The sequence below is a fragment of the Echinicola sp. 20G genome (genome assembly GCF_015533855.1).
Classification (GTDB): Bacteria; Bacteroidota; Bacteroidia; order Cytophagales; family Cyclobacteriaceae; genus Echinicola.
On the sequence record NZ_AP024154.1, the window covers coordinates 1,051,663 to 1,073,050 of the forward strand.

General features: G+C 38.7%; 14 protein-coding genes. 1 reads left to right on the forward strand and 13 read right to left on the reverse strand.

Features of this window, described 5'->3' with window-relative positions; genetic code table 11:
* Positions 1–240 precede the first annotated feature (240 nt).
* Positions 241–1,155 carry an IS1595 family transposase gene (locus tag JL001_RS04650; RefSeq protein WP_200974473.1) on the forward strand — a complete coding sequence of 305 codons (915 nt, stop codon included), beginning with the start codon at positions 241–243 and terminating at the stop codon, positions 1,153–1,155.
* A 329-nt stretch (positions 1,156–1,484) separates the two neighbouring features.
* On the opposite strand, the gene JL001_RS04655 is transcribed toward JL001_RS04650, so the two are convergent.
* The 13 genes from JL001_RS04655 to JL001_RS04715 form a co-directional block, all read right to left on the reverse strand.
* A complete protein-coding gene (locus JL001_RS04655) occupies positions 1,485–1,841 on the reverse strand; it encodes a hypothetical protein (protein WP_200974987.1) in 357 nt (118 codons plus the stop codon).
* 97 nt (positions 1,842–1,938) lie between these two features.
* Positions 1,939–3,087: a glycosyltransferase family 1 protein gene (locus JL001_RS04660; protein WP_200974988.1), complete on the reverse strand. Its 1,149-nt coding sequence runs from the start codon at positions 3,085–3,087 to the stop codon at positions 1,939–1,941.
* 229 nt (positions 3,088–3,316) lie between these two features.
* Positions 3,317–5,128, reverse strand: coding sequence for an asparagine synthase (glutamine-hydrolyzing) (asnB, locus tag JL001_RS04665; protein ID WP_200974989.1), 1,812 nt, complete (start codon positions 5,126–5,128; stop codon positions 3,317–3,319).
* A gap of 172 nt (positions 5,129–5,300) precedes the next feature.
* Positions 5,301–6,701, reverse strand: a complete 1,401-nt coding sequence (locus JL001_RS04670) for an O-antigen ligase domain-containing protein (protein ID WP_236252717.1) — start codon at positions 6,699–6,701, stop codon at positions 5,301–5,303.
* A gap of 38 nt (positions 6,702–6,739) precedes the next feature.
* Positions 6,740–7,684: a methyltransferase domain-containing protein gene (locus tag JL001_RS04675; RefSeq protein ID WP_200974990.1), complete on the reverse strand. Its 945-nt coding sequence runs from the start codon at positions 7,682–7,684 to the stop codon at positions 6,740–6,742.
* 30 nt (positions 7,685–7,714) lie between these two features.
* A complete protein-coding gene (locus tag JL001_RS04680; RefSeq protein ID WP_200974991.1) occupies positions 7,715–8,632 on the reverse strand; it encodes a glycosyltransferase family 2 protein in 918 nt (305 codons plus the stop codon).
* Entirely contained in the window at positions 8,598–9,914 is a 1,317-nt protein-coding gene (locus JL001_RS04685) for an oligosaccharide flippase family protein (RefSeq protein WP_200974992.1), read from the reverse strand. Before JL001_RS04685 ends, JL001_RS04680 begins: the two co-directional genes overlap by 35 nt.
* Before the next feature lie 13 nt (positions 9,915–9,927).
* A complete protein-coding gene (locus JL001_RS04690) occupies positions 9,928–11,001 on the reverse strand; it encodes a Wzz/FepE/Etk N-terminal domain-containing protein (protein WP_200974993.1) in 1,074 nt (357 codons plus the stop codon).
* Complete coding sequence (locus JL001_RS04695; RefSeq protein ID WP_200974994.1) at positions 11,001–13,610, reverse strand: SLBB domain-containing protein; 2,610 nt, start codon at positions 13,608–13,610, stop codon at positions 11,001–11,003. Before JL001_RS04695 ends, JL001_RS04690 begins: the two co-directional genes overlap by 1 nt.
* Before the next feature lie 290 nt (positions 13,611–13,900).
* The gene (locus JL001_RS04700) at positions 13,901–15,400 is read right to left on the reverse strand and encodes a RagB/SusD family nutrient uptake outer membrane protein (protein ID WP_200974995.1); all 1,500 of its coding nucleotides are present in this window, start codon (positions 15,398–15,400) and stop codon (positions 13,901–13,903) included.
* Positions 15,401–15,413: 13 nt separating this feature from the next.
* Positions 15,414–18,581: a TonB-dependent receptor gene (locus tag JL001_RS04705; protein ID WP_200974996.1), complete on the reverse strand. Its 3,168-nt coding sequence runs from the start codon at positions 18,579–18,581 to the stop codon at positions 15,414–15,416.
* Between the two features lie 361 nt (positions 18,582–18,942).
* Complete coding sequence (locus JL001_RS04710; RefSeq protein ID WP_236252718.1) at positions 18,943–19,947, reverse strand: radical SAM/SPASM domain-containing protein; 1,005 nt, start codon at positions 19,945–19,947, stop codon at positions 18,943–18,945.
* 60 nt (positions 19,948–20,007) lie between these two features.
* Positions 20,008–21,351 (reverse strand): fasciclin domain-containing protein, encoded by a 1,344-nt coding sequence (locus JL001_RS04715; RefSeq protein ID WP_200974997.1) that lies wholly within the window; start codon positions 21,349–21,351, stop codon positions 20,008–20,010.
* Positions 21,352–21,388: the final 37 nt, after the last annotated feature.

The window sequence follows — 21,388 nt, forward strand, 5'->3', positions numbered from 1 at the left end:
AGTTTGGGTCTAAATCCACAAAACATTCATGAATAGAGGAAATTCACCCACAGGCATGAAAGTTATAATAGAAGCGAGCATCACTTGTTTAAAAGAGAAATTTAATGGAACTTAAATTATTAGATGTGTATATCCGCAATAGCACCAGTAGCCAAATAAATTAACATTGACAGTTGGTGTCAATTGCTTCAGTTGAGTTATTACTCTCAATAAATTGGGTCAAGACAAACGGTTTTGACCATGAACATTATCAACTTCATCAATCGGTTTCCTGACGAATCTTCCTGTATCGAGTTTATCAGGCACAAAAGGAGCCAAGCAGGTATCATCTGCAAAAGATGCAAAGGTATCAGACATTATTGGTTGGCAAACAAAAAGGCCTTTCAATGCTCTTCCTGTAGCTTCAGGACAAGTATCAGAAGTGGAACGGTAATGGAAAACAGTAATCTTCCGATCCGGACCTGGTTGTTGGCCATGACCTTCATCACAGCCACCAAGAAGGGCTTCAGTGCTTTGGAACTCCAAAGACAGCTGGGCATGAAGCGTTACGAACCTGTCTTCAGGATGTACCATAAACTCCGTAAAGTAATGGGGAAACGCGATGATCTTTACAGTCTTGAGGACATGGTGGAGTATGACGAGGCCTTCGTGGGCAAAGCAACGAAAAAACCACACAAACTCAAAAGAGGCAGGGGCAGCCAAAAACGGTCAATAGTGGCCGTAATGGCCGAATCAACGGTTTTGGAAGACCTTGAAACGGGCAAATCCGACAAAAGCTGTAGGTATTTTAAGATGAAGAAGATAAAGAACCTGGAGGCGAAAACAGCCCAGAATTTGATCAAGGAATTTATTGATCCAAACTCAGTGCTTCAAACAGATATGAGCACCACCTTCTCAGACCTGGGTGATTGTATAGATGTGCATGTCAAGGAGATCTCGGGAACCGAAAAGGGGCACTTCAACCTCAAATGGGTACACATTGCTATCAGCAACTTAAAGAAACACCTGCAGACATACCATATGATAAGTGAAAGAATGATGCAAAACTATCTTGACGAGTTCTGCTATAAGCTCAACAGAAGATATTTCGGTCAAAAACTATTTGACAGGCTCATCATTGCTGCTATTTATCCTTACTGGCATCATTGCGGATAATCATATTATTAGAAATCGAATACCGAATAAAAAACTTGTATTACTTTAAAACATTAGCGTCCAATTAAAAAAAGGTCGTCTTTTTTTTGGTGGACATATACCCCGAACACAAAACTGATATCAGACGCTAAGTACCCACAGCTGTTGCCTTAGAGCACGTAGAAAAAATTTTTCTCTCAAGAAATATTTTAGCCAAATCTGATATCCTGGAATAATTATGGGGTATAAATACGAGACTTTCAGAAAAAAAAGTGGAAGCTTTAATCATTAGCTTCCACCTTCTTATTTATCAATACAGTTCAAATATGATTTTTTAAAAATGATTCTTATTAGAAATCACACATATTTGACTCTGACTTCCAGACTAATTTGACTTCAGTCAAATCACTTATTTCTAAGTATTCCTGAACTTCACCTTCACAATTATAGAAAATAGGAGCCCAATTGCAGTGAGGACAACAAGATCCCACATAATAATAATTGTTCCCTTCATAATCCCCGCTTCTGATATAACCATAATCCCTACCTATTTCCGTTGATTCCAGCTCTTCAATTACTGGCTTCATCCAAGCCAAGTCTTCAGCAGGGTTTTCGACACCACAGCTTACACTAGGATTTTCATCATCTTTACATGATGTAGCGATAACTAAAAAAAAGGCTAAAAGAAAATAAACTACTCTTTTCATAAAATTCATATTTAAAAGATTAAGCATTCTTATACCAATACGAGTAAAAGCTGAATTATGCTACAACCGAAAAATATTATTTCCTTATTGATTTAGTCTACCATGTTTCAGCAGAAAAAACTTTTTCGAGCTTATCTAAAAATTGGGTTCCAGAAAAACTCTTAAGCCTCTTCTCACCTCTTTCCACTAAGGAATTCCGCACTTCTTTTCCTTTCACTAACTTTTCCATTTCCTTGGCAAAAGCTTTGGCTGAATTATCCTTAGGATAAAGCACCGCTTCTCCCCCTACTTCCCTTAATGCACCCTGATTGGAGATGATCACTGGAATCTTATAGGAAAAAGCCTCCAAAATAGGCATCCCAAAACCTTCATTCAAAGATGGGAAAATATAGACAAAGGCATGCTGATAATAGCTTTCCAATACTTCTCTGCTTACAAAACCCGGAAGAATTACTTGATCCCTTAACCTTAACCGATCGATTTCATGAATGACATTGTCATAGTCATCCAACTCCTTCCTGGGGCCCCGCTGCCCTACCAATACTAGCTTAACATCTGTCTTGCCGGTTTCTTTCAGGAAATGTTCATACGCCCTGACCAACGTCACAAGGTTCTTTCTCTTTTCCATGACCCCGACATGGAGGAAATAAGGAGATTGAAGTGGTCTTTCAGATTTAAAAGTCGATTTGGCGACCAAATTGGTAGCAGGATAGACCACATGGACAGGCAGTCTAGGGATATTCAAGTGTTTCTGAAGCTGTTTTTTTGAGTATTCAGTAATGGTCACTACTTGGGCGTTTCTTCGAAGGGACAAATCAAGCAATGATAGGAAGTACCTGCGCCATCGGGGATTGTAGTGGTCTGGATTTTCCCAGAAAGCCGCATCATGAATAACTGATATTTTCACTCCCCTAGCCCAAAGAGGTGAAAGTATATCGGGCGAAAATACAAGATCGCATCTGTGCCAATGCGTCAAAATCGGTAGCACCACTGCTTTTCGCAAAAAATATAGTAGCTGATACAGCAGGTTTTTCCATTTTGGGGTTTTGCCTTTAAAGAAGGTACTTGATTTTATGGAAGCATAAGAGGGACTTATTATGTACTCAAACTGTGGATCCACAGCACTTTGCACACTCTCGATCAGCGCCTCAGTATATGTTCGGATTCCTGTCTGTGCAACATGGAGGTAATAGATGTCAACAAGGATTCTTTTTTTCCTATTCTTTGATTTTAAACTTCTTTTCAACTTGTGTCTGTTTATCCATCTTGACTATCTATAGTACTTGAATCTAAATAGGCGATTAGTTACTGAATAACCCTAATTTAATCACCTTTGTCTGTCTTAAGTCAAGTTCTCTATGGACAAGTCTAATGGAAACCTTTATCAAATGAGACGATTTTTGTAAGAAATCTTATCAACTTCTCTTGGCAAGATCCACGCTGGATCACCTTTCTGATTATAGAATGGGTGCCATTTATGATCTGGAATCATATTCTTTATACCACAAGGCCAAAACATACATTCTCCACACAAGATGTGAATAATCATACTTTCCATTTAAAAGTAAATTCATTTTATTTTTAAATTTCGCAACATTCAAATTAGGTATCTTTTTCAAAAAATCATCATTTAATTTCTCTATGACGTCTTGTCTTAACTCGCTTGTCAGCCATTTATCCATGGGGACTATAAACCCTCTTTTAGGTTGGTCAAACACTTCTTCCGGTATATAGTTAGACAATATATCTCTAATGATTTTCTTTCTTTTTTTTCCATCATACCTATATTTAACAGGCAAAGTTCTGGCAAATTCTACAATACGATAATCTAAAAAAGGACTTCTCACTTCCAGAGAAAATGCCATACTTGCCCTGTCCACTTTTACATTACTATCATTTTCTAACCACAGTTTTATATTCAAATCTGCCATTCTTTGAATAGAACTTTTTGCCCATATTTTGTATCCGTTGTAATATTTTTCCCAAAGGAACTTCCTTTCTTTCTGTAAGGAATCATTCCTCATAAAGAGATTCCATGAAAAATCATCAGAACTTTTTGCTCCTAACATTCCTTTAATAGTTTCGGGTCTTCTTTTAAACAACCTATGCCATGGAAGTCTGCCTAATATCTTTCTGACAAAGAATGGTATAATCTTTATTTGGTTGAACTTATGTAATAAATCAAAATGCGTGTATCCTAAAAAACTTTCATCCCCTCCATCTCCTGAAAGTGCTACGGTCGCATATTGCTTCGTTTCAGAACTTAACAATAAAGAAGGTAATGCTGAATTATCCGAAAAAGGTTCGTCATAAGCCTTTATCAAGGTCGGAAGCATATTTAAAACATCTTCTACTCTACATATGGAATTTCTATGATCAGAGCCAATTATTTCAGCAAATTGTTGGGCAATCTTACTTTCATCGTATTTAGGATCTTCAAATCCAATGGTAAAAGTATTAATAGGCTTCTCTGATAATTTAGAGGCAATTGCAGCAACCAATGATGAATCTATTCCTCCGGATAAAAACACTCCAAGAGGAACATCTGACTGCATTCGAATTTTTATCGCATCTTTGAGAAGTTCATGAAGCTCTTCCTTTGCCTGCTCGTAAGAAATGTCGCGTGTCTCTATTGATTTAAGATCCCAATATTTTGAAATAGTTTTTGTTTTCTTTTTCAGATCAATAATCATATAATTTCCGGGAGAAAGCTTATAGGTATTTTCTAAAATAGAATATGGACTTGGAACGTACCCATAATCTAAATATATGCTAATGGCTTCTTCTGAAATTTTGGCCTTCTTTTCTATTAAAGGGCTCAATTGGCTACATATTTCAAAAACACCATTTTCCCAATAGTAATAAAATGGTTTAACGCCCAATCTGTCTCTAGCACAAAAAATTTCTTCTCTTTCAATGTCATAAATCGCAAAAGCAAACATCCCATTCAACTTCTCTAATAAATCTTTCCCCCATACGGAATATCCTTTTATCAGTACCTCTGTATCGCTTGATGTTTCAAATGAAAATCCTAATGAAATCAACTCTTCACGAATAGATTTGAAATTATAAATTTCACCATTGTAGGTTATATAATAATTTTTGAAATTATATGGTTGGTTAGATCTTACATTTAGGTCAATAATAGAAAGACGAAGATGTCCTAAAGAAATATTATTGATTTTTTCTATCCCTAAATTATCTGGACCTCTAAAATTAATTTTTTCTAACTTATCCCGAATTTTTTCTTTTTCACAAGGGATATTAGTCATATAAATTCCACACATAAAATCACATGTTATTCTCTTGAATACATTAAATTATAACAACTACTAATTTGCTTTTGATCCAAATTGGACTTTTGATTTATCGAGAAAAATATAGTCCTTATCCCCTGAACTAATCACTAGTTAAATGATTGAATAATACAGTGTTTTATTTTGTTGTTTGGTATTATGACTATTGACTTACCGGTACGCGTAAATTACTATAGGACATACATTCGCCATAAGTTTTCATACTCAGCCCAATCATCCACCAACTCACCCAAGACACGAACGCATATAGCTCGGCATTGGCTGTAAAAAGCGGTAAAAGTAGCCCTACCTTTATCGTAGCCGCCACAAAGGCAATCCGTGCTAAATGGATATCATCTGTTTTTCTAAAGGCTTGTACAGAACCCCATATTCCAACAACCAGAATAGCTATATACAATAACATTCCCAATACGCCTAATTGAACCCCAAATATCAAATATTGGTTTTCCCCACCTATACGCAATTCATCTGTAACTCCAATGGAATTTCCGCTCATTGCCAAGCCTGAACCCAATGGAGCTGCAATCATTTGATTCAGGGCTTCTACCCATGCCAACACATGCCCCACACTGGAAGCATTTTCGAAAGTCAAGGTGTCTATCACGAAGAAATAAAAATCATCAGTAGCATAAAACAACACATAGACGCCAAAAGCCATCAATATTACACCTCCTATTTTTATCAAACCATACAAGCGAAATATCATGGCTATAAAAAATAACATAATAAAGAAAGCTGCAAAAGATGCCCTTGAGGAGGCAAAAAACAAACTCATTGTAGTGATCCCCATCAATAATGCAAATACCCATGATTGCCCACGCTTAGAGGTCAAATAGCCAATTAACCCCACGGAAAAACCCAATAAACATGAACTGGCCAAGTCCAGTGGATCAGAAAAAAAAGAAGCCAACCTTTTTCCTCCTGTTTGGGTTTCGAAAGTCCAAGTCAAACCATAGTGGCCAGAAGGTTCCACTTTGTTTACCATATGATTATAACTGGCATATCCAGTAAAATTTTGGAAATGAACCCCACTGGCCTTTTCAAACAAATTCACCAGTAAGGCAGCAGAAAAAATCATAATGATGGCATAAAAAATCTTACGGTATTCCCCTGCTTGTAAAACTGTATTTCTCCCAAAAAAATACATTAACCCCATCACCGACACATTCTTGAAATATATGGCTTTGGTGATGAAGCTGGCTGAGCCTACTGGAAGAAATAAAAACAAGGTACATAGCAAATAAAAAAACAAAAACAGTTTATCTGTGAGTTGTAGCCTAAATCCATACTCGAAAATGTTTCTTTGATAAAGCACAAATGATAACATTGTTAATAACAGCACAAACTCCTTGAGATACTGAAAAATACTGGTAATAAATACAGATGAAGTCGTTTGATAGACCACACTTAAAATAGTCGTATACACAGGAAGGTACAACATCATAAAATAGATCACCCACTCCCATTTACCCTTGAATACAATCTTATCTACCGTAATGGAAATTAAGGGAACAACGTATAGTATGACCGCTATAAAAAGCACTTATAAAACGATTATTTTATTTGTTTGAGCTTTATCTTTTAGGCAAAATAGGTACTAAATCCACCTTTATAATCTTGAACCAGCTGATCATCAGAAAGCACCCTACCAGTAGATTTTCTGCCCATAAAATAAATTCCTGAAGCACCATCCAAGGCACTTTCTTTATTTTTGGTGAGGTAGTCAAAATACTTGACCCAAAAGAACAGGTAAGTACCGATCAATCTTAAAAAGACCCGGATATAGAAATTGTTGGAAAACCCCATAAAGAAATAAGCCATCGACCAGGCCAATGAGGTGCCAGGTCCTGCTGTGGCTCCCATTGCCAACTCCTCAAATTTTCGAAACAATCTCCGTTGACCCAAATATGAAAAACGGGTGAAATCAAATGCTTTGCCATGTACTTGCTGCATAAATGGAATCTCAGAATAAACAAGTCCATCATCTTTTAGTACCCGGTGAATTTCCTCCACACAACGAACAGGGTCCAAGACGTGTTCCAAAACTGCCTGTACCACCACCGCGTCTATTGACTTGGATGCAAATGGCAGATCATGACCATCACAAACCAGTTTGGTCTTTGGTCCAAATGTCACATCAGAGTCAATAAAAGTGAAATTTTCATGACTATAAAGCTCCTTTGCTCCCTTTCCGTCAATACTTCCGCCTATTGTCAACACCACGGGATTCTTTTTTTCCTTCAGTAGCTCACCAAGTTGTTTGAAATTGGACTTGGCAGCATAATTAATACTTAAAGAAGGTATCAAATTTAAAATGAAATTCTTCAGTTTATTATTTGAAAAAAAAGTAACCTCATCATTGATAAACTGATCCAACTTAAAAATACTTTTATCTTCATTGATCAAAACAGGTACCTTGTTTATGATGGGGTATTTCTGTCCATTCTCAGTAACCAACTCCTCTCCTCTTTTGATAAGCTTTTCACCCGTCTGGGGGCATCTCAATAATTCGATAAATGTATCCATATAGTAAATAGACTATCTCTTAGAAAGTCTTTATTTTTCATGTGGTTGAGTTAATTTTAAAGTTAGTCCATCTACCAGTCCACTATAGGTAGCGGCCAACTTCTTTTTCCTGTTTCTGACCAAGAAATATACTGCAAACAGGGTAAACTTACCGAGCTGATAAGCCCAAGCTATAATGGACTTTGGTAGGTTTACATGTTTCCTTAATTGAAACAATTGGTTTCGAGTGGCCAAGTAATGAACTTTGGGACTGATTCGCCCTTCCTTTCCCTTACTTTTAGATTTCAAAGATGCTCCAGCTTCATGATAGATGATTGAATGAGGTATAACCGCCAAATCAAAGCCAGCCTTTTGGATCCGCAGTGACCAATCGACATCCTCGAAGTAAGCAAAATAATGCTGGTTCAAAGGCCCTACTTGTCTGACCACCGATGTCCTAACCAGAACACAACATCCTGTAATCCAATCGGTAGCATATGGAACACTTACATTTTTGAATTGCTTGATAGACTTGGAGCCTCCTGTCCATGAACAGTACTTGCCTCCCGCATTCCATACAGTAGTCTTGTCATGCAAGTAATACATCAAAGGCTGCACGGCACCCAAACTATCATTCGTGTTCAGTGCATTTGTCAATGGCTCCATAAAATCTTCCTTGACCTCTGTATCATTATTGAGCAACATGATATATTCAAATCCTCTATCCAAGGCATACTGAATTCCAACATTATTTCCCCCTGTGAAACCAAGGTTTTCCTCATTTTGGAGATAAATCACCTCTTCAAATTCTTCTTTCAATTGGTTCAAGGATCCGTCTGAGGAAGCATTGTCCACTAAAATAATTTTGAAATCTTTGGACGTAGCCCGTTTGAGTGAATGAAGGCAATTTCGGGTATACGAATATCCATTCCAATTAAGAATGATGATGGCGACCAAGCAATCTTCCATAGAATTCACTAAATAGAGCGGGGCTGTGTTTTTTAATGAGCAAAGAACAGGTAATAAAAATTGCAAGTTCTGTGGAAACCAGTGCGTATGCAAGGCCCTTTCCCCCTAACCAAGCGGTCATTACAGTGGCAACAAGGAGCATGTATACACAAAAAATCCAAGAACTATTAAACAAGACCTTTTTTTGGTCAGTAACTAAAATCATGATCATGTTGGCAATATTCAAGGTGGCCATCATTGGGACAAAAGCCAATATCCTCAAAAAAACGACAGAATCTGAGATCAATTCTTTTGCTAAAAGCCTGATAATAAATGGCGCTAATACCAATATGACCACCGTAATTAGTATTGATGCCAAGATGACCAACCTGTATACCTTTAATAAAAACCGGTAAAAGCCTACTTTATCCTGCTCGTATAACTTACTGGAATTGGGATAAATTGCGGCTATGGTCAAAGAAGGAAACATCCGGAGTACCATGGAGACTCTTTCCGCTAAGCTATACATTCCCAAAATATTGGCACTGGCAAAAAAACTTAATATCACCATGCCACCACTCACTGAAATGTGGCTGGCTAAATTGGATAAAAAAAGATAGATATTACTCCGACAGGACTGTAAGGCTTTACTAAAGCCAGCAAAATATATTCGAATCTGGAAAATAAAATGAACATATACCAGCACCAGTAAGTTTACGATTAAAGCAGCTCCACCAAAGAAAAAGTTTACCCACTTTGCATCTTGGGGGCTGCCAATAAACATTATAATCCCCATGAGGTACAGCAACTTGCTGAAAACATTGGCCACAGAAACCAAGCGCATTTTTTCCATCCCCTGAAAAAACCATACCGGTAAGGTCGCTTCTGAAAAGAGCATCAGCAGGGAATACAGCAAGATCACCTGATATTCCTGAAACAAGCCAAAACCCTTCACCGCTACCAAGAGTGACACGCCAGCGAGAATTGCCAAAACCAACTTACTGGAGATCACATTGGATAAGATGGCAGAAAGCGCTTTTGTGTCCTTTTGGTTGAGGGCCACATCTTTTGGACCACTTAGATTGTACCCAAATCCAACAAAAACATTCGCAATCAAAATCACAGATAGGGCCAAGCTCACCAAACCAAACTGATCCACACCTATGGACTGGATCAATAGTGGCATCGCCATCAATGAAATAAGGATGTTGGAAGATTGAATGAAGAGTAAAAAAATAAAGTTTTGGACAGACTTGTGCCTGATCAATTGTAAAAATGATAGGGAAGTAAGCTTTTCAAACATAATAAAATCCCTACTACTGAGCCTCTTTCACATTGGCTTGATAAAGCCGAGAGATATACAAATAAATAATGGCCAACAGGAAAGCTGCTACGCCACCTAGAAAAACCCCTACATACCATTTTAGTTTTGACTCTGCCAAAGGAAATCTGGGTTTGTCAATTATTTGAATCAAGGGGGTACTGTTTCTATGGTTTATTTTAGCAATTTCCAAATTCTTTACAATCTCAGAGTAAGCACTACTGGACACTTGAATGTCTACCTGCTTGCTTTTTGACTCTACTGAGGCCCGCTGCATCAACGGGTTAGGATTAGGTCGGTCATCCTGCATCCCTGCCAACTCTGCTAAGTCTCGATCTAAAACCCTTCTCACACTATCTGCTTGATTTTGTAGAATACTTAAATTCTCCGCCGTCTTTTTGGTTTTAGTCTCGAAATAAAACTGATTGACATTTTCAACCAATTTCTCATTATAGGCTTTAGCAAATTGCTCGTCTTTGGAAGTCACCGCTACCTTAATGATACTCAACTTACGGTCAGGCTTGGTAACTCCAAGATCCTTTTCCCTGATCATCTTGGCCAGAACTTTCATCACACTATCTTGCTGCACTGGAAACTCTTCTCGATTTAAAGTAAAATCCAAAGCATTGAAATCAACTTTATCAGCCCATTTTTTATCCAATTGATGATAATGGATATACCTGTCCACCAATAAGCCCTCTCCCCCCGAATTTTCGCTCAACAATGTTTTGATTAACATATGGTCAGAACGGTATAGTTCCATGATGTTATCTCCTTTGAAAAGACCACTACTACCGCCCAACGAGCCTAGGTTGATCCCCGCCAAACTTGCCAGCCCCGATAAATTCCCCATCCCACTACCGTCTGATTCTTCCAAAACAAAAGTGGTTTCGGCTGTATATTTAGGCTTTTTTATCAAGGAAGCGATCAGTCCAAGGGATGCTCCCATAATGGTAGCCAGGAGTATAAACTTCCACTTACTTTTAAAAAACCTGATCCAACCTTCTCCTCTCTGGATCAACTCTTTGAAAGTGATTTTGTCGTCGATGATATGTTGATGATCTGCCATTAGTTTCCGCTGTTGTTATTGATTTGCGTAATCACCAATACCAAGGTAGCTAAACCCGAAGTCAATCCTATGATTTCCCCTACTCTCAATGGTGTTCTTGGCCCTTTGGAAGGAACGATTACTTCAGAACCAGGCTCTACATTGGGAAAAGACTTAAAGAACAAAAACCCTTTTGTTCGTGCTACCTCTCCATTGGCATAAACCACATAAGTCCTCTTCTTTTTAGCCCTATTGTCGAAACCACCTGCCCGGTCAATATAATACTTCATGGATCGGTTGTTTTCAAACCTCACCGTGGTCGGATAGATCACATCTCCCCTCATCCTTACGGTCTGGAGTTGCTTGGGAACACTAATGATATCGCCTTCTTCTAAAATCAAATCATACTTGGAATAGGGATTCTCCATGATGGCTTGCAAGTCAATGGCGATGGCTTCAGTTTCTTTGATTTTGATAGAAGTTTGACCTTCACCTTGGGTAATTTCCTGTAGCGTTTCTTGGCGAGTCTTGGTGATCAAATCACTTTTTTGTTGTTCCAAATTTGCTCTTCCTGCTTCTTGTTCCAGCCTTGATTTCTGCCTGGACTGTGCTTCTGAAGGATCTGTAGCCTCTGTTTCCAATCTTTCCAGAAGCTGATCCATATTTTTCTGTCTTCGGATCCTCTCTGATTCTGTATTGAAATACTCTGTTCTCCGAATCAAGGTAGCCCCCTTGGGATAAGCATATTTGGTCAGTCCCCCTGCCCTGCTGATAACATCGGAGATCCTTTCTTCTGCCGCTCTAAGGGCAAATTCACCAGGAGCATTCACTTGCCCTTCTACTATCACTACTTTCTCCAAAGCAAAATTCGGCTTCCTTCTGATGATGACATTATCAAATGGCTTTAAAATCACCGAGCTTTCATTAATGCTCAAGTCCCCCTCCACATTTACCGGGATCAGCTCTGCAATCTCTCCATTTTCTTCACTAGATAATCTTCTTGCCACTTCAATATCAGATTTTGAGGCAGACTCTTTAAACCCTCCTGCATTGACAATCAGGTCTTCAACTGTCATTCCATCTGAATAGGGATAAATACCTGGGTCACGAACTTCCCCAGAAATCTTGAGATAGTATTCGTCCTTTAGGTCATATATGGAGGCGACCCTAATTATGTCATCCGGTTTAAGCATTACATCGCTTCCACCTTCTATTACCTGATTGAGGTCAACTTGAATTACCGAAGTTGTCAAATCTTCATGGGTCCTGATGATACTGGCCCGCTTCAAATAAGCATCTCCTTTAAGTCCTTCCGCTCTTTCAATTAATGTAGATAAAGTCAATCCATCTGTCAAGGCATAATTACCTTCCCGAAAGACAGCCCCTTTGATTTGTACCCTGTTATTATATCGATCCAAAATGGTTCCAACGGTATAACGATCTCCTCCTTTTACTGTAAAAATTCCAAATTGACCTGCATATACATCAGAAACTGCTTTTTCCTTATCGGTCAACCGAGTCACACTTACCCGTTCTGTGTATGCTTGATCAGCAAAACCTCCAGCATAACTCAAAACATCTTGAAAAGTCTCCCCTTCTTTGACTTCAAAAATAAGTGGTCGCTTCACTGCACCTTCCAATTGCACCCTGGCCTCATAAGGTTCTACTAAAATAACATCCTGGTCCATTAGCTGAAAACCCATATTGGCCTTACCATTGACTAGAAAATCATAAGCATCGACCACCGCCACTTGACGGTTATTTCTCACCACCTTGATGTTCCGCATTGTCCCGTTTTGATTGGGCCCTCCTGCAGCATACAAGGCATTAAATACGGTACTGAAAGCACTCAAAGTAAAAGTACCAGGCAGTCTTAATTCTCCTACCATATGTACTTTTATACTTCTTATATTTCCCAATGAAACTTGCAAGAACGTACTCGGATTAGCACCTTGCATCTCCGCATAGAATTGGGCCAACCTATTCTTAATGACTTTGGTCGCTTCACTAATAGATAAGCCAGAAATAGGAATGGGGCCAATATTATCCAATATCAATTTCCCTTCAGGGGTAACCGTGGACTCATAGTAATGTTCTGAAGCACCGTATACGTCCACATAGACCAAGTCTCCAGGTCCTAAAACATAGTTTTCGGGGGTGGCAAGATTGAGGCTAGGCTCAAAAGTAAGCTTACGCTCTTTTTGATAAAAAAGGTCCAAGCCAAAATAGGGCTGCAATTCCCTTTCTTCGTCCATTTCCTCCTGGTTGGTAAAAATGCCTTGAAGAATTTCATTAAGGTTTGCCTGCTCTCGAGGTTCTCTTTTGGAAGCAGTGGAGCTGCTTTTCATGGTGGTGGGTACATTATTCAGGTTTTCCAACCTGCTTTGGAGCTTCTCCAATTCCATATTTGACATTCCACGCATCCTTGCCATTTCCAAAAGCTCCGTTTTACTAAGTCCAGAACTTGTTGCGCGGCTAACCAATTGTCTTAATTGTGCATCTGATAACTCATCCACTTTGATGGAAGAAATATCAGGGATGCTCTGCGCAAATGACTCAGGCGCGCTGACAAAAACCAATATTAAACCGAGTAAAAATCCCGGAATTGACCACTTCAAAAATCTAATCATTATTATTTGATCTTTTTAATCAATTATTCCATGACACAGCTTCGCCACCTCACTCCCACAAAAAGGAGATCAATGGTCCAATAAACTGCATAAATCCGTACACACGGAAAACCAGTGTAAAGATAATTATTCCGAGGGATTGAGAGACATTCAGCGGAAGTATTTCCCCATACGCCCAGAATAAAGCATCATGCCTTCCTTACAAAAAAGATGCTGATCTTTGAATTGAACAAAAAAACCCCAAGAATTAATTCTTGGGGTTTTTTATAGTATTTAAATTAATTGGAAAATTAATTTGTTGGATTTTGCTCCATAAGTTCGTTGGCATTCAACTCATCTCTAGGAATCTGCCACTGCCATTCCCATGCTCCTGCTTCCTCAGTAAACTTACCATTAATAACAGACTCAACATGGTTTGCTCCTGTTCTATCCAATGGAAGATTCAAACGTTTCAGATCATAAAACCTGAATCCTTCACCCCAAAGCTCTATCCTACGTTGGATCATGATCTCCTCGATCAAAGCACTTCCAGTATTAGAACTTCTGGTGTACTCTGGATCTCTTGCTTGCATAAATTCAAACAGTAAGTCAGCTGCAGCAGCATCGCTTCCAGACCTTGCCAAAGCCTCAGCCTCTAAAAGATACATTTCTGAAGCTCTCATATAAGGTACATCCCCAACAGAAGAAGCATTCCCTTGAGCGAGAAACTTACGGTTCATATAGTCAATCTTTGCAAAAGAAGACAAGGTCATCTCATCGATAAAAGGATCTCTTAATGCAGGATCAGATGCATTAGGATCCCAAAGGCCTTTTCTGTAATCAGAATCAGAGATCATTCCATAAAGCGTACTGTTGATTGCTTTAGGATTGTTTCTGATATTGGTAGAACTAAAGTTCAGCGATAAATACGCAAAATAAGAAGCAAAATAGGTCTGCTGATCATCTACTTGATGACTACCCCAGATCCATTCTTCGTTCTCCACATTATTAAATCCTGCATAAAGATCATCCTCTGACATCAAAGAATAACCTTCACGAGCTGTATTAGCAAAAGTAGCCGCCTCAGCAAACCTTCCTTGGGTAGCTAGCACCCTAGCTTTAATCCCACTGACTACATTAACATCTAAGTGTGATTTGGCATTTCTACCATTAATATCATCCAACAAAGCAATGGCGTCGTCCAAATCAGTGTGAATTTGCGTATAAACTTCTTCAACTGTATTTCTGGCCGCTCCTTCAGTAATTGGAGCTAGCACGATAGGAACTCCCATTTGACTATTACTTCCATTGAAATCATATCGTTCTGCAAACATTTGAACCAAGTTGAAATGCGCCCAAGCCCTATAAGCTAAAGCTTGTCCTTTAATTTCATCTTTTTCTGTTTGTGATCCCTCTGCAGCATCGATATTTTCAATAATCAAATTGGCATTACCAATAATTTTATAATAAAATCTCCAAACGAATCTTACATCACCACTATTTTCAGAAATATGGTTTAGCCATCTACAAATGGACACATACCAACCATTACCGGTGGTCGTCATCACCAAATCTTCCGCCATCACGTCTCTCATAATCATCACAGCTCCCTCACCTGCTTGACCTTGACTATCATAGCGAAGTAACATGGATCTGTGAATACCATTTAAGGCAATCATGGCATTATTGGTGGTCGTAAATACTGATTCAGATGAAACCGCATCTGTCGGCACAGTATCTAGATAGTCTTCTGCACAACTGAAAGTAAACAGTAGTGCAATTGCTAATAAAGGTTTATATATTCTATTCATAATATGTCAGAATTTAGAGGTTGACATTTAAGCCTAAAGTGAACGTTCTCGCAGGCGTGTAGGCATTTGATGTCGTTCCGTTAAAACTTCCGGAAACATACATTCCTTTTCTGGCAGACATCCAGCCCAAGTTCTCACCAGCCAAATAAACTGTGGCGTTTGATACACTGATTCTATTCAGTAATGATTTCGGAAGAGAATAGGACAAGTTAACTGAGCGAAGGTTCAAGTAGGAACCATCCACTAACCACCTATCCGAAGTTCCATTGGTTTGTGCAGATCCAGTAACATCCATTTTTGGTACATCAGTTACCTGACCAGGGCTTGTCCATCTGTTCATTGCATCCACATGAAGGGCATTTCCATCAGGATCCGCATTCATCAAACTTGCGTAAACCCCATCATAAACTTTACCTCCAACCGAGTAAGACAACAACACATTCAATGTGAATCCTCTGTATGAGAAAGTATTGGTAATACCACCAAAGAAATCAGGGATAGCCGTTCCTGCAAAATGTTCTCTTGCATTATTGGCAGTTACTGTAACTGTATCAGCTCCCATAATTCTAACATCATCTCTTACTTCTCCATCTCCATCAAAATACTCCTCTGCTCTGTAAAGCCCTTCACCAGTAGCTGGATCAACACCAATCCAGTCTCTTAACCAATAATCATAAATGGAATGACCAACTTGTAGTTTTTTGGTTCCATTGATTTGCTCATCGAATGGAAGCTCCTTGAACTCATTTTTAAAGGTAGATACGTTTAAATTTGCATTCCAAGTGAAATCTTGGTTACGGATAATATCTCCACCAATATTGAATTCAACACCGGTATTTGACATGGTACCGATATTTTGATATTTGGACTCAAGCCCTGTAGTCAAAGAAAGAGGTACTTCAAACAATAGGTTTTCAGATTGTCTAGCATAAAATTCCAAACTACCTGAGAATCTTCTTGCAAAAGCAAAGTCAAGACCAACATCGACAGTATTATTGGATTCCCAAGTCAACTGTGGTGCTGCAAGACTGGCTTGAAGGATACCTGGCTCAGACGCGTTATTATAACCTAAGTCATATAAAGCTTGCCATGGGTAATATAAAGTACCTCCATCAGCATTTTGCAAGTTGTCATTCCCCACTTCACCATAAGAAGCTCTCAACTTCAACATATCGAAGAAATCAACATTGAAGAATTCTTCCTTATCTATGCTCCATGCACCACCTACAGAGAAAAATGTTCCCCATCTTACATCACCAGCAAATTTGGAAGAACCGTCTCTTCTAAATGAACCTGAGATAGAGTACTTATCATCAAACACATAGTTCAATCTAGAGAAGTAAGATTCAATCGTATGACGATCTATTCTGCTGTTGGCTGAACTGATAGTTACAAAGTTTCCAAACTCAATGTTTCCATCAAGTATCTGGTCTTGTTTAGCAGTATACTGATAGTTGTATTTAAAATCATAATTTTCATGACCTGCCAAAACTTCCACAAAGTGTCTGTCATTGATTGTTTTGGTATAAGTCAATAATTGGTTAAAAGTATAAGAATTATACCTTCTATTGGTCCTATTACTTCTACCAGCAGGAGCACCATCACCTACTATTGGGTTATCATATCCCACATTAAGCTGAGAGGTCATATCAGAAGCGATATTAGTTCTCAAAGTAAAGTTTTCTAGAAAACTTACTTCAGCATAAGCCCTGGCAGAAAGTACATCTCTATCAAATGTATCCACATTCAACAATGCTTCCTGATAAGCATGACGGCCAGGAGAACCACCCGGACCTCTTCTTGGTAGGCCCAAGTTTGTCAAATCACCTGTGTCGTAGATTCTGTTTCCTAGATCATCCAACACATATCCTCCCGTCATAGGATTCTGTGCATATAAAGGATAAATAGGCCCCATATTACGAGCAAAATACATAGGGTTTACGTAACTGGTATTACCATCAGTCCTAGCATTATTGCCTTCACTCATAGTAGTGGACAAGTTGATACCTGTTTTAAACCATTCTACGGGGTTGGTGTTGATGTTTAATCTTCCGGTCCATCTTTTGAAATCAGAATTAACCACAAAGCCTTTTTCGTCCAAGTAGCCCACAGAAGCTAAATAATCTGTTTTTTCGTTACCACCAGAATAGCTCATATTGTACTCAGAACGACCTCCTCTTTCAGCAATTTTGTCAAACCAGTCCAGATCAGTAAAGTTATTGACAGCATTTGGATTCAAGGTTCCATCAGCTCCAACTACCTCACTGTTGGGTACATTGTAAACATTATAGCCTAGTACGTCATCAATTAGGTTCTCAGAAGCATAAGCAGCTGCGGCAGCTTCATCCGCTCCATTTCCCAACTGGGCATTTCTCAAGGACTCCCATACCAATGGGTAATATTGATCAGCATTTACTCTCTCATACTCTGGCAAAGCCCTAGAAGCAGTACCTTGCTGAACCCTAAATGAAAAGTTTGACTTATTCTTCTTTCCTCTTTTGGTGGTGATCATGATCACACCATTGGCAGCTCTAGAACCATACAATGCTGCTGAAGCGGCATCCTTCAGAATGGTCATATCTTCAATATCATCTGGGTTCAAGTTTGAAATGGCTCCATCATAAGGAACACCATCCACCACATAAAGCGGAGAACTTGAAGAGTTAACAGAACCGATACCTCTAATCCTGATAGCTGGAGTAGAACCTGGCTGACCAGAAGCTGAAGTGGTGATTACACCAGGAGCCTGACCTTCAATTGCGTTAGCTACGTTGTTGATTGGTCGATTGGCAATCTGATCTGACTTCAAGGCAACTGCAGAACCTACAAAGTTTCCTTTTTCAGCAGTACCATAGGCTACGACAATAACTTCCTCCAGATTTTGGGTATCTGGCATCAAAGTGATATTGACGGTAGTTTGGTTCCCTATTTGAACCTCATCAGTTCTGTAACCTATAAAACTAAATACCAATGTATTCTTTCCATCAGGAACTTCAATAGAATACATACCATCTAAGTCAGTAATCGCACCGACTGTAGATCCTTTGACCAGCACATTTACACCAGGCAAACCCATTGGTTCCTCTTCAGAAACCACTTTACCTGTTACGGTTCTGCTCTGCGCCCAAACCGATGTGAGTGTAAAGACTGCTAAGATGAAACTTAGTAAACCTTTTCTCATAGAGTTAATTTTTTAAAATGGATAATTTAGGATTGTGAAAATCTTAAAGCCCTTGGCGTGGCTAGAAAATTTCCTGTTCGAAAGTAATTCGATTTCGAACATATTTTTCATAATTAAAGATTTTTTTTTCTGATTCTAATCAAATTTTAATACCAACGGTAAAAAGCAAAAACGAAACTAAACTATTAGAAGAATGAAAAAGTAAAATTATAAGAAACAAAATTCTTCATTTATATTTTTTCAAGAAATATTATACCAACATACATAGATAAGCAAAATATTACACAACCTATCTATTAAAGAATATTTTACACGGCCGATTTTGAACAAAAAGCCTAATCGTACACTTTTTTTGATGAAATCACTCGGAACAGTTCCTACAAATATCAATTTGACCTCTATTTTCTAATAATTGGGCTCTAAATTTACCATATTTTGGATTATTCCATATTTTACCAAGACTTGAATTTTGGAGATTTCCCATCTTATGATTTGCATCTTTGTCAAAACAACAGGGCACCATATCCCCGTCCCAGGTCACTACAGCACCTTGCCACATTCGCCAGCATTTGTTTCGTATTTCCTTTTTTAGCTTCCACTTTCCATTACCAGCCGGAAGGTACCTTGAGTATATTAAGTTGCTGGGAATTAATTCTGAACCATCTTCATAATTATATATTTGGGCAGTTTTGAACTGGAGCTCATCTACTCCTAGCTTTTTTGATAGTGCTTTAATAGCAGTGATCTCATGCTCATTCTTTCCCGTTACTAAAAATTGAAAAATGACCTGAGGGAATTTTTTCCCTACTTTATTTCTTGATTCTATCAATAGTTGAATACCAGATTTTACCCGCTCCAAATTTCCACCAATTCTGTAATTTTCATACACCCCCTGAGAAGCCCCATCCACTGAAACAATTAATTGCTTCAGTCCTGAATCCAATATTCTCGGCACTATCTTCTCATTTAAAAAATGGGCATTGGTGGATGTTGCTGTGAAGATTTTATACTGATCTGCCAACTTGACCAACTCTAAAAATTCAGGATGTAGAAAGGGCTCCCCTTGAAAATACAAATGTAGATAAGAAAGGTGCCCCGCACTTTCTTTGATAATTTTCTTGTACAATTCTTGGTCCAGCATCCCCGTAGGCCTGGTAAAGCTCCTCAGGCCTGATGGACACTCGGGACACCTCAGGTTACATCCAGTAGTTGGCTCTATAGACATGGCCACAGGCAAACCCATTATCCTGGCCCGTTTAGTCCATCTTGAAAAATGAAATGAACCAAAGAGCATCAAAAAGTTAGTCACCTTTCTCCATGAAAGGTATTGAACGAAAGCGGCAGCTAAAACAAATTTACTCTTCAACTATATCCCTATTTAATTCCTCCAAAGGTAGGAAAATCTTTAGGACCTGTTCAATCTATGCTATTCTGGAATCAATACTTCTCCAACGCCATGAATCAAGCCATTTGTTCCTAATTGGTTTAGGTAGTTTTCATCTAAAGAAATGCCATTGACTGTGGGACCTTCTCCATCTAAAAGCAAAGTTTTGTCTGCCAATTTGGTTTCAAGGACTTGTCCTGTTTGAAACGATTGACTGAAAACCCTTCCAATAGCAATATGGTACATCAAAGTTTCAACAAGGACTGTTTCTTCGATTTCATAGTAACCAGACACCCCTAAGGATTCATACCATGCATAAAAAGCCAAGTTGTTAGGGACAAAAACGGTGAGTGGTCCTTCCTGCTGTTCTAATTCACTCAAAAGCCCAGCGTAAATAAGCGCAGCTTTGAATTCTTCATAACCCTGGTTTTGAGAACCTTCTGACACAATAGTTGCCAAGGATCGTTCAGGCACTGTGATCACCTTGTCCTGTTCATGAATAATTCCGTTACCTCCTTGAATATCCTTTCTGGTAATCAACGCATTCCCATTCAACCATATTTCTTCTTCCTTTTTGCTCACAAACAAACTATCACCTCCATAACTGATTAAGGCATCTGAGACCAGCTCATCACTTTCCAAGCTTCCTTCCACGATACAATACTCCATAAAAGCATCCAGCCTGGAAGCGGACAACCACTCTTCTTCAGTAATTCCATTTGCTTCGAAATAAGCCGCAAAGGCCGCATCTGTAGGGATAAAAAGTGTAAATGGACCTGTCTCGGTGAGCACTTTATCCAATCCTGTCTGTAGAAGTCCTTTGACAAACAAAGTATAGCCTTGACTTTGCGCCATAGAAACCACATTTAATTTACTGGCTTCCAACACACTTCCTATACCATGTACCATTCCATTAGAGACCTCAATGTCTTTAACCAACAAAGAAACATCGCCATTGACGATGATCTCGTTTTCTTCTTTATTGATCAACCAGTAATAACCTTGCAAAAAAGTTTCTTTTACTTCTCCTATCAAATCTTCACTGTTCAATTTTCCTGAAGCCAAGTGATAGTTAATCAAACTGTCCAAATCTTCAGAAGACAAATCAGAAGCCGATGTAATTCCTGCTTCTTCAAAGGCCTTATTAGTAGGTGCAATCAAAGTAAAAGTACCATACCCATTTAGTGTATCCCCAATACCTGTCTGTTCAAAAATTTCTGCAAGAATACTAAAATTGGGATCCTGTTGAATAAAGCCTTGAACGGTCAATCCCTTATAGTCAGGAGTAAGTTCATCTGTACCACAAGAGCTGATCAAAGCAATTACTAAGAATAAAAAAAATAGCGATTTAAAAGAATCCCCATAATTTTGTCGCCCTTTGCCCATATATTTTATATTTATCAATCGGTTCTTTTGGAGAACC

What these genes read in the sequence shown, in the direction of transcription:
- JL001_RS04705 (WP_200974996.1), bottom strand. Translation starts at nt 18,581, where the DNA reads ATGAGAAAAGGTTTACTAAGTTTCATCTTAGCAGTCTTTACACTCACA.
- JL001_RS04700 (WP_200974995.1), bottom strand. Translation starts at nt 15,400, where the DNA reads ATGAATAGAATATATAAACCTTTATTAGCAATTGCACTACTGTTTACT.
- JL001_RS04715 (WP_200974997.1), bottom strand. Translation starts at nt 21,351, where the DNA reads ATGGGCAAAGGGCGACAAAATTATGGGGATTCTTTTAAATCGCTATTT.
- JL001_RS04680 (WP_200974991.1), bottom strand. Translation starts at nt 8,632, where the DNA reads ATGGAAGATTGCTTGGTCGCCATCATCATTCTTAATTGGAATGGATAT.
- JL001_RS04685 (WP_200974992.1), bottom strand. Translation starts at nt 9,914, where the DNA reads ATGTTTGAAAAGCTTACTTCCCTATCATTTTTACAATTGATCAGGCAC.
- JL001_RS04650 (WP_200974473.1), top strand. Translation starts at nt 241, where the DNA reads ATGAACATTATCAACTTCATCAATCGGTTTCCTGACGAATCTTCCTGT.
- JL001_RS04675 (WP_200974990.1), bottom strand. Translation starts at nt 7,684, where the DNA reads ATGGATACATTTATCGAATTATTGAGATGCCCCCAGACGGGTGAAAAG.
- JL001_RS04655 (WP_200974987.1), bottom strand. Translation starts at nt 1,841, where the DNA reads ATGAAAAGAGTAGTTTATTTTCTTTTAGCCTTTTTTTTAGTTATCGCT.
- JL001_RS04695 (WP_200974994.1), bottom strand. Translation starts at nt 13,610, where the DNA reads ATGATTAGATTTTTGAAGTGGTCAATTCCGGGATTTTTACTCGGTTTA.
- JL001_RS04690 (WP_200974993.1), bottom strand. Translation starts at nt 11,001, where the DNA reads ATGGCAGATCATCAACATATCATCGACGACAAAATCACTTTCAAAGAG.
- asnB (WP_200974989.1), bottom strand. Translation starts at nt 5,128, where the DNA reads ATGTGTGGAATTTATATGACTAATATCCCTTGTGAAAAAGAAAAAATT.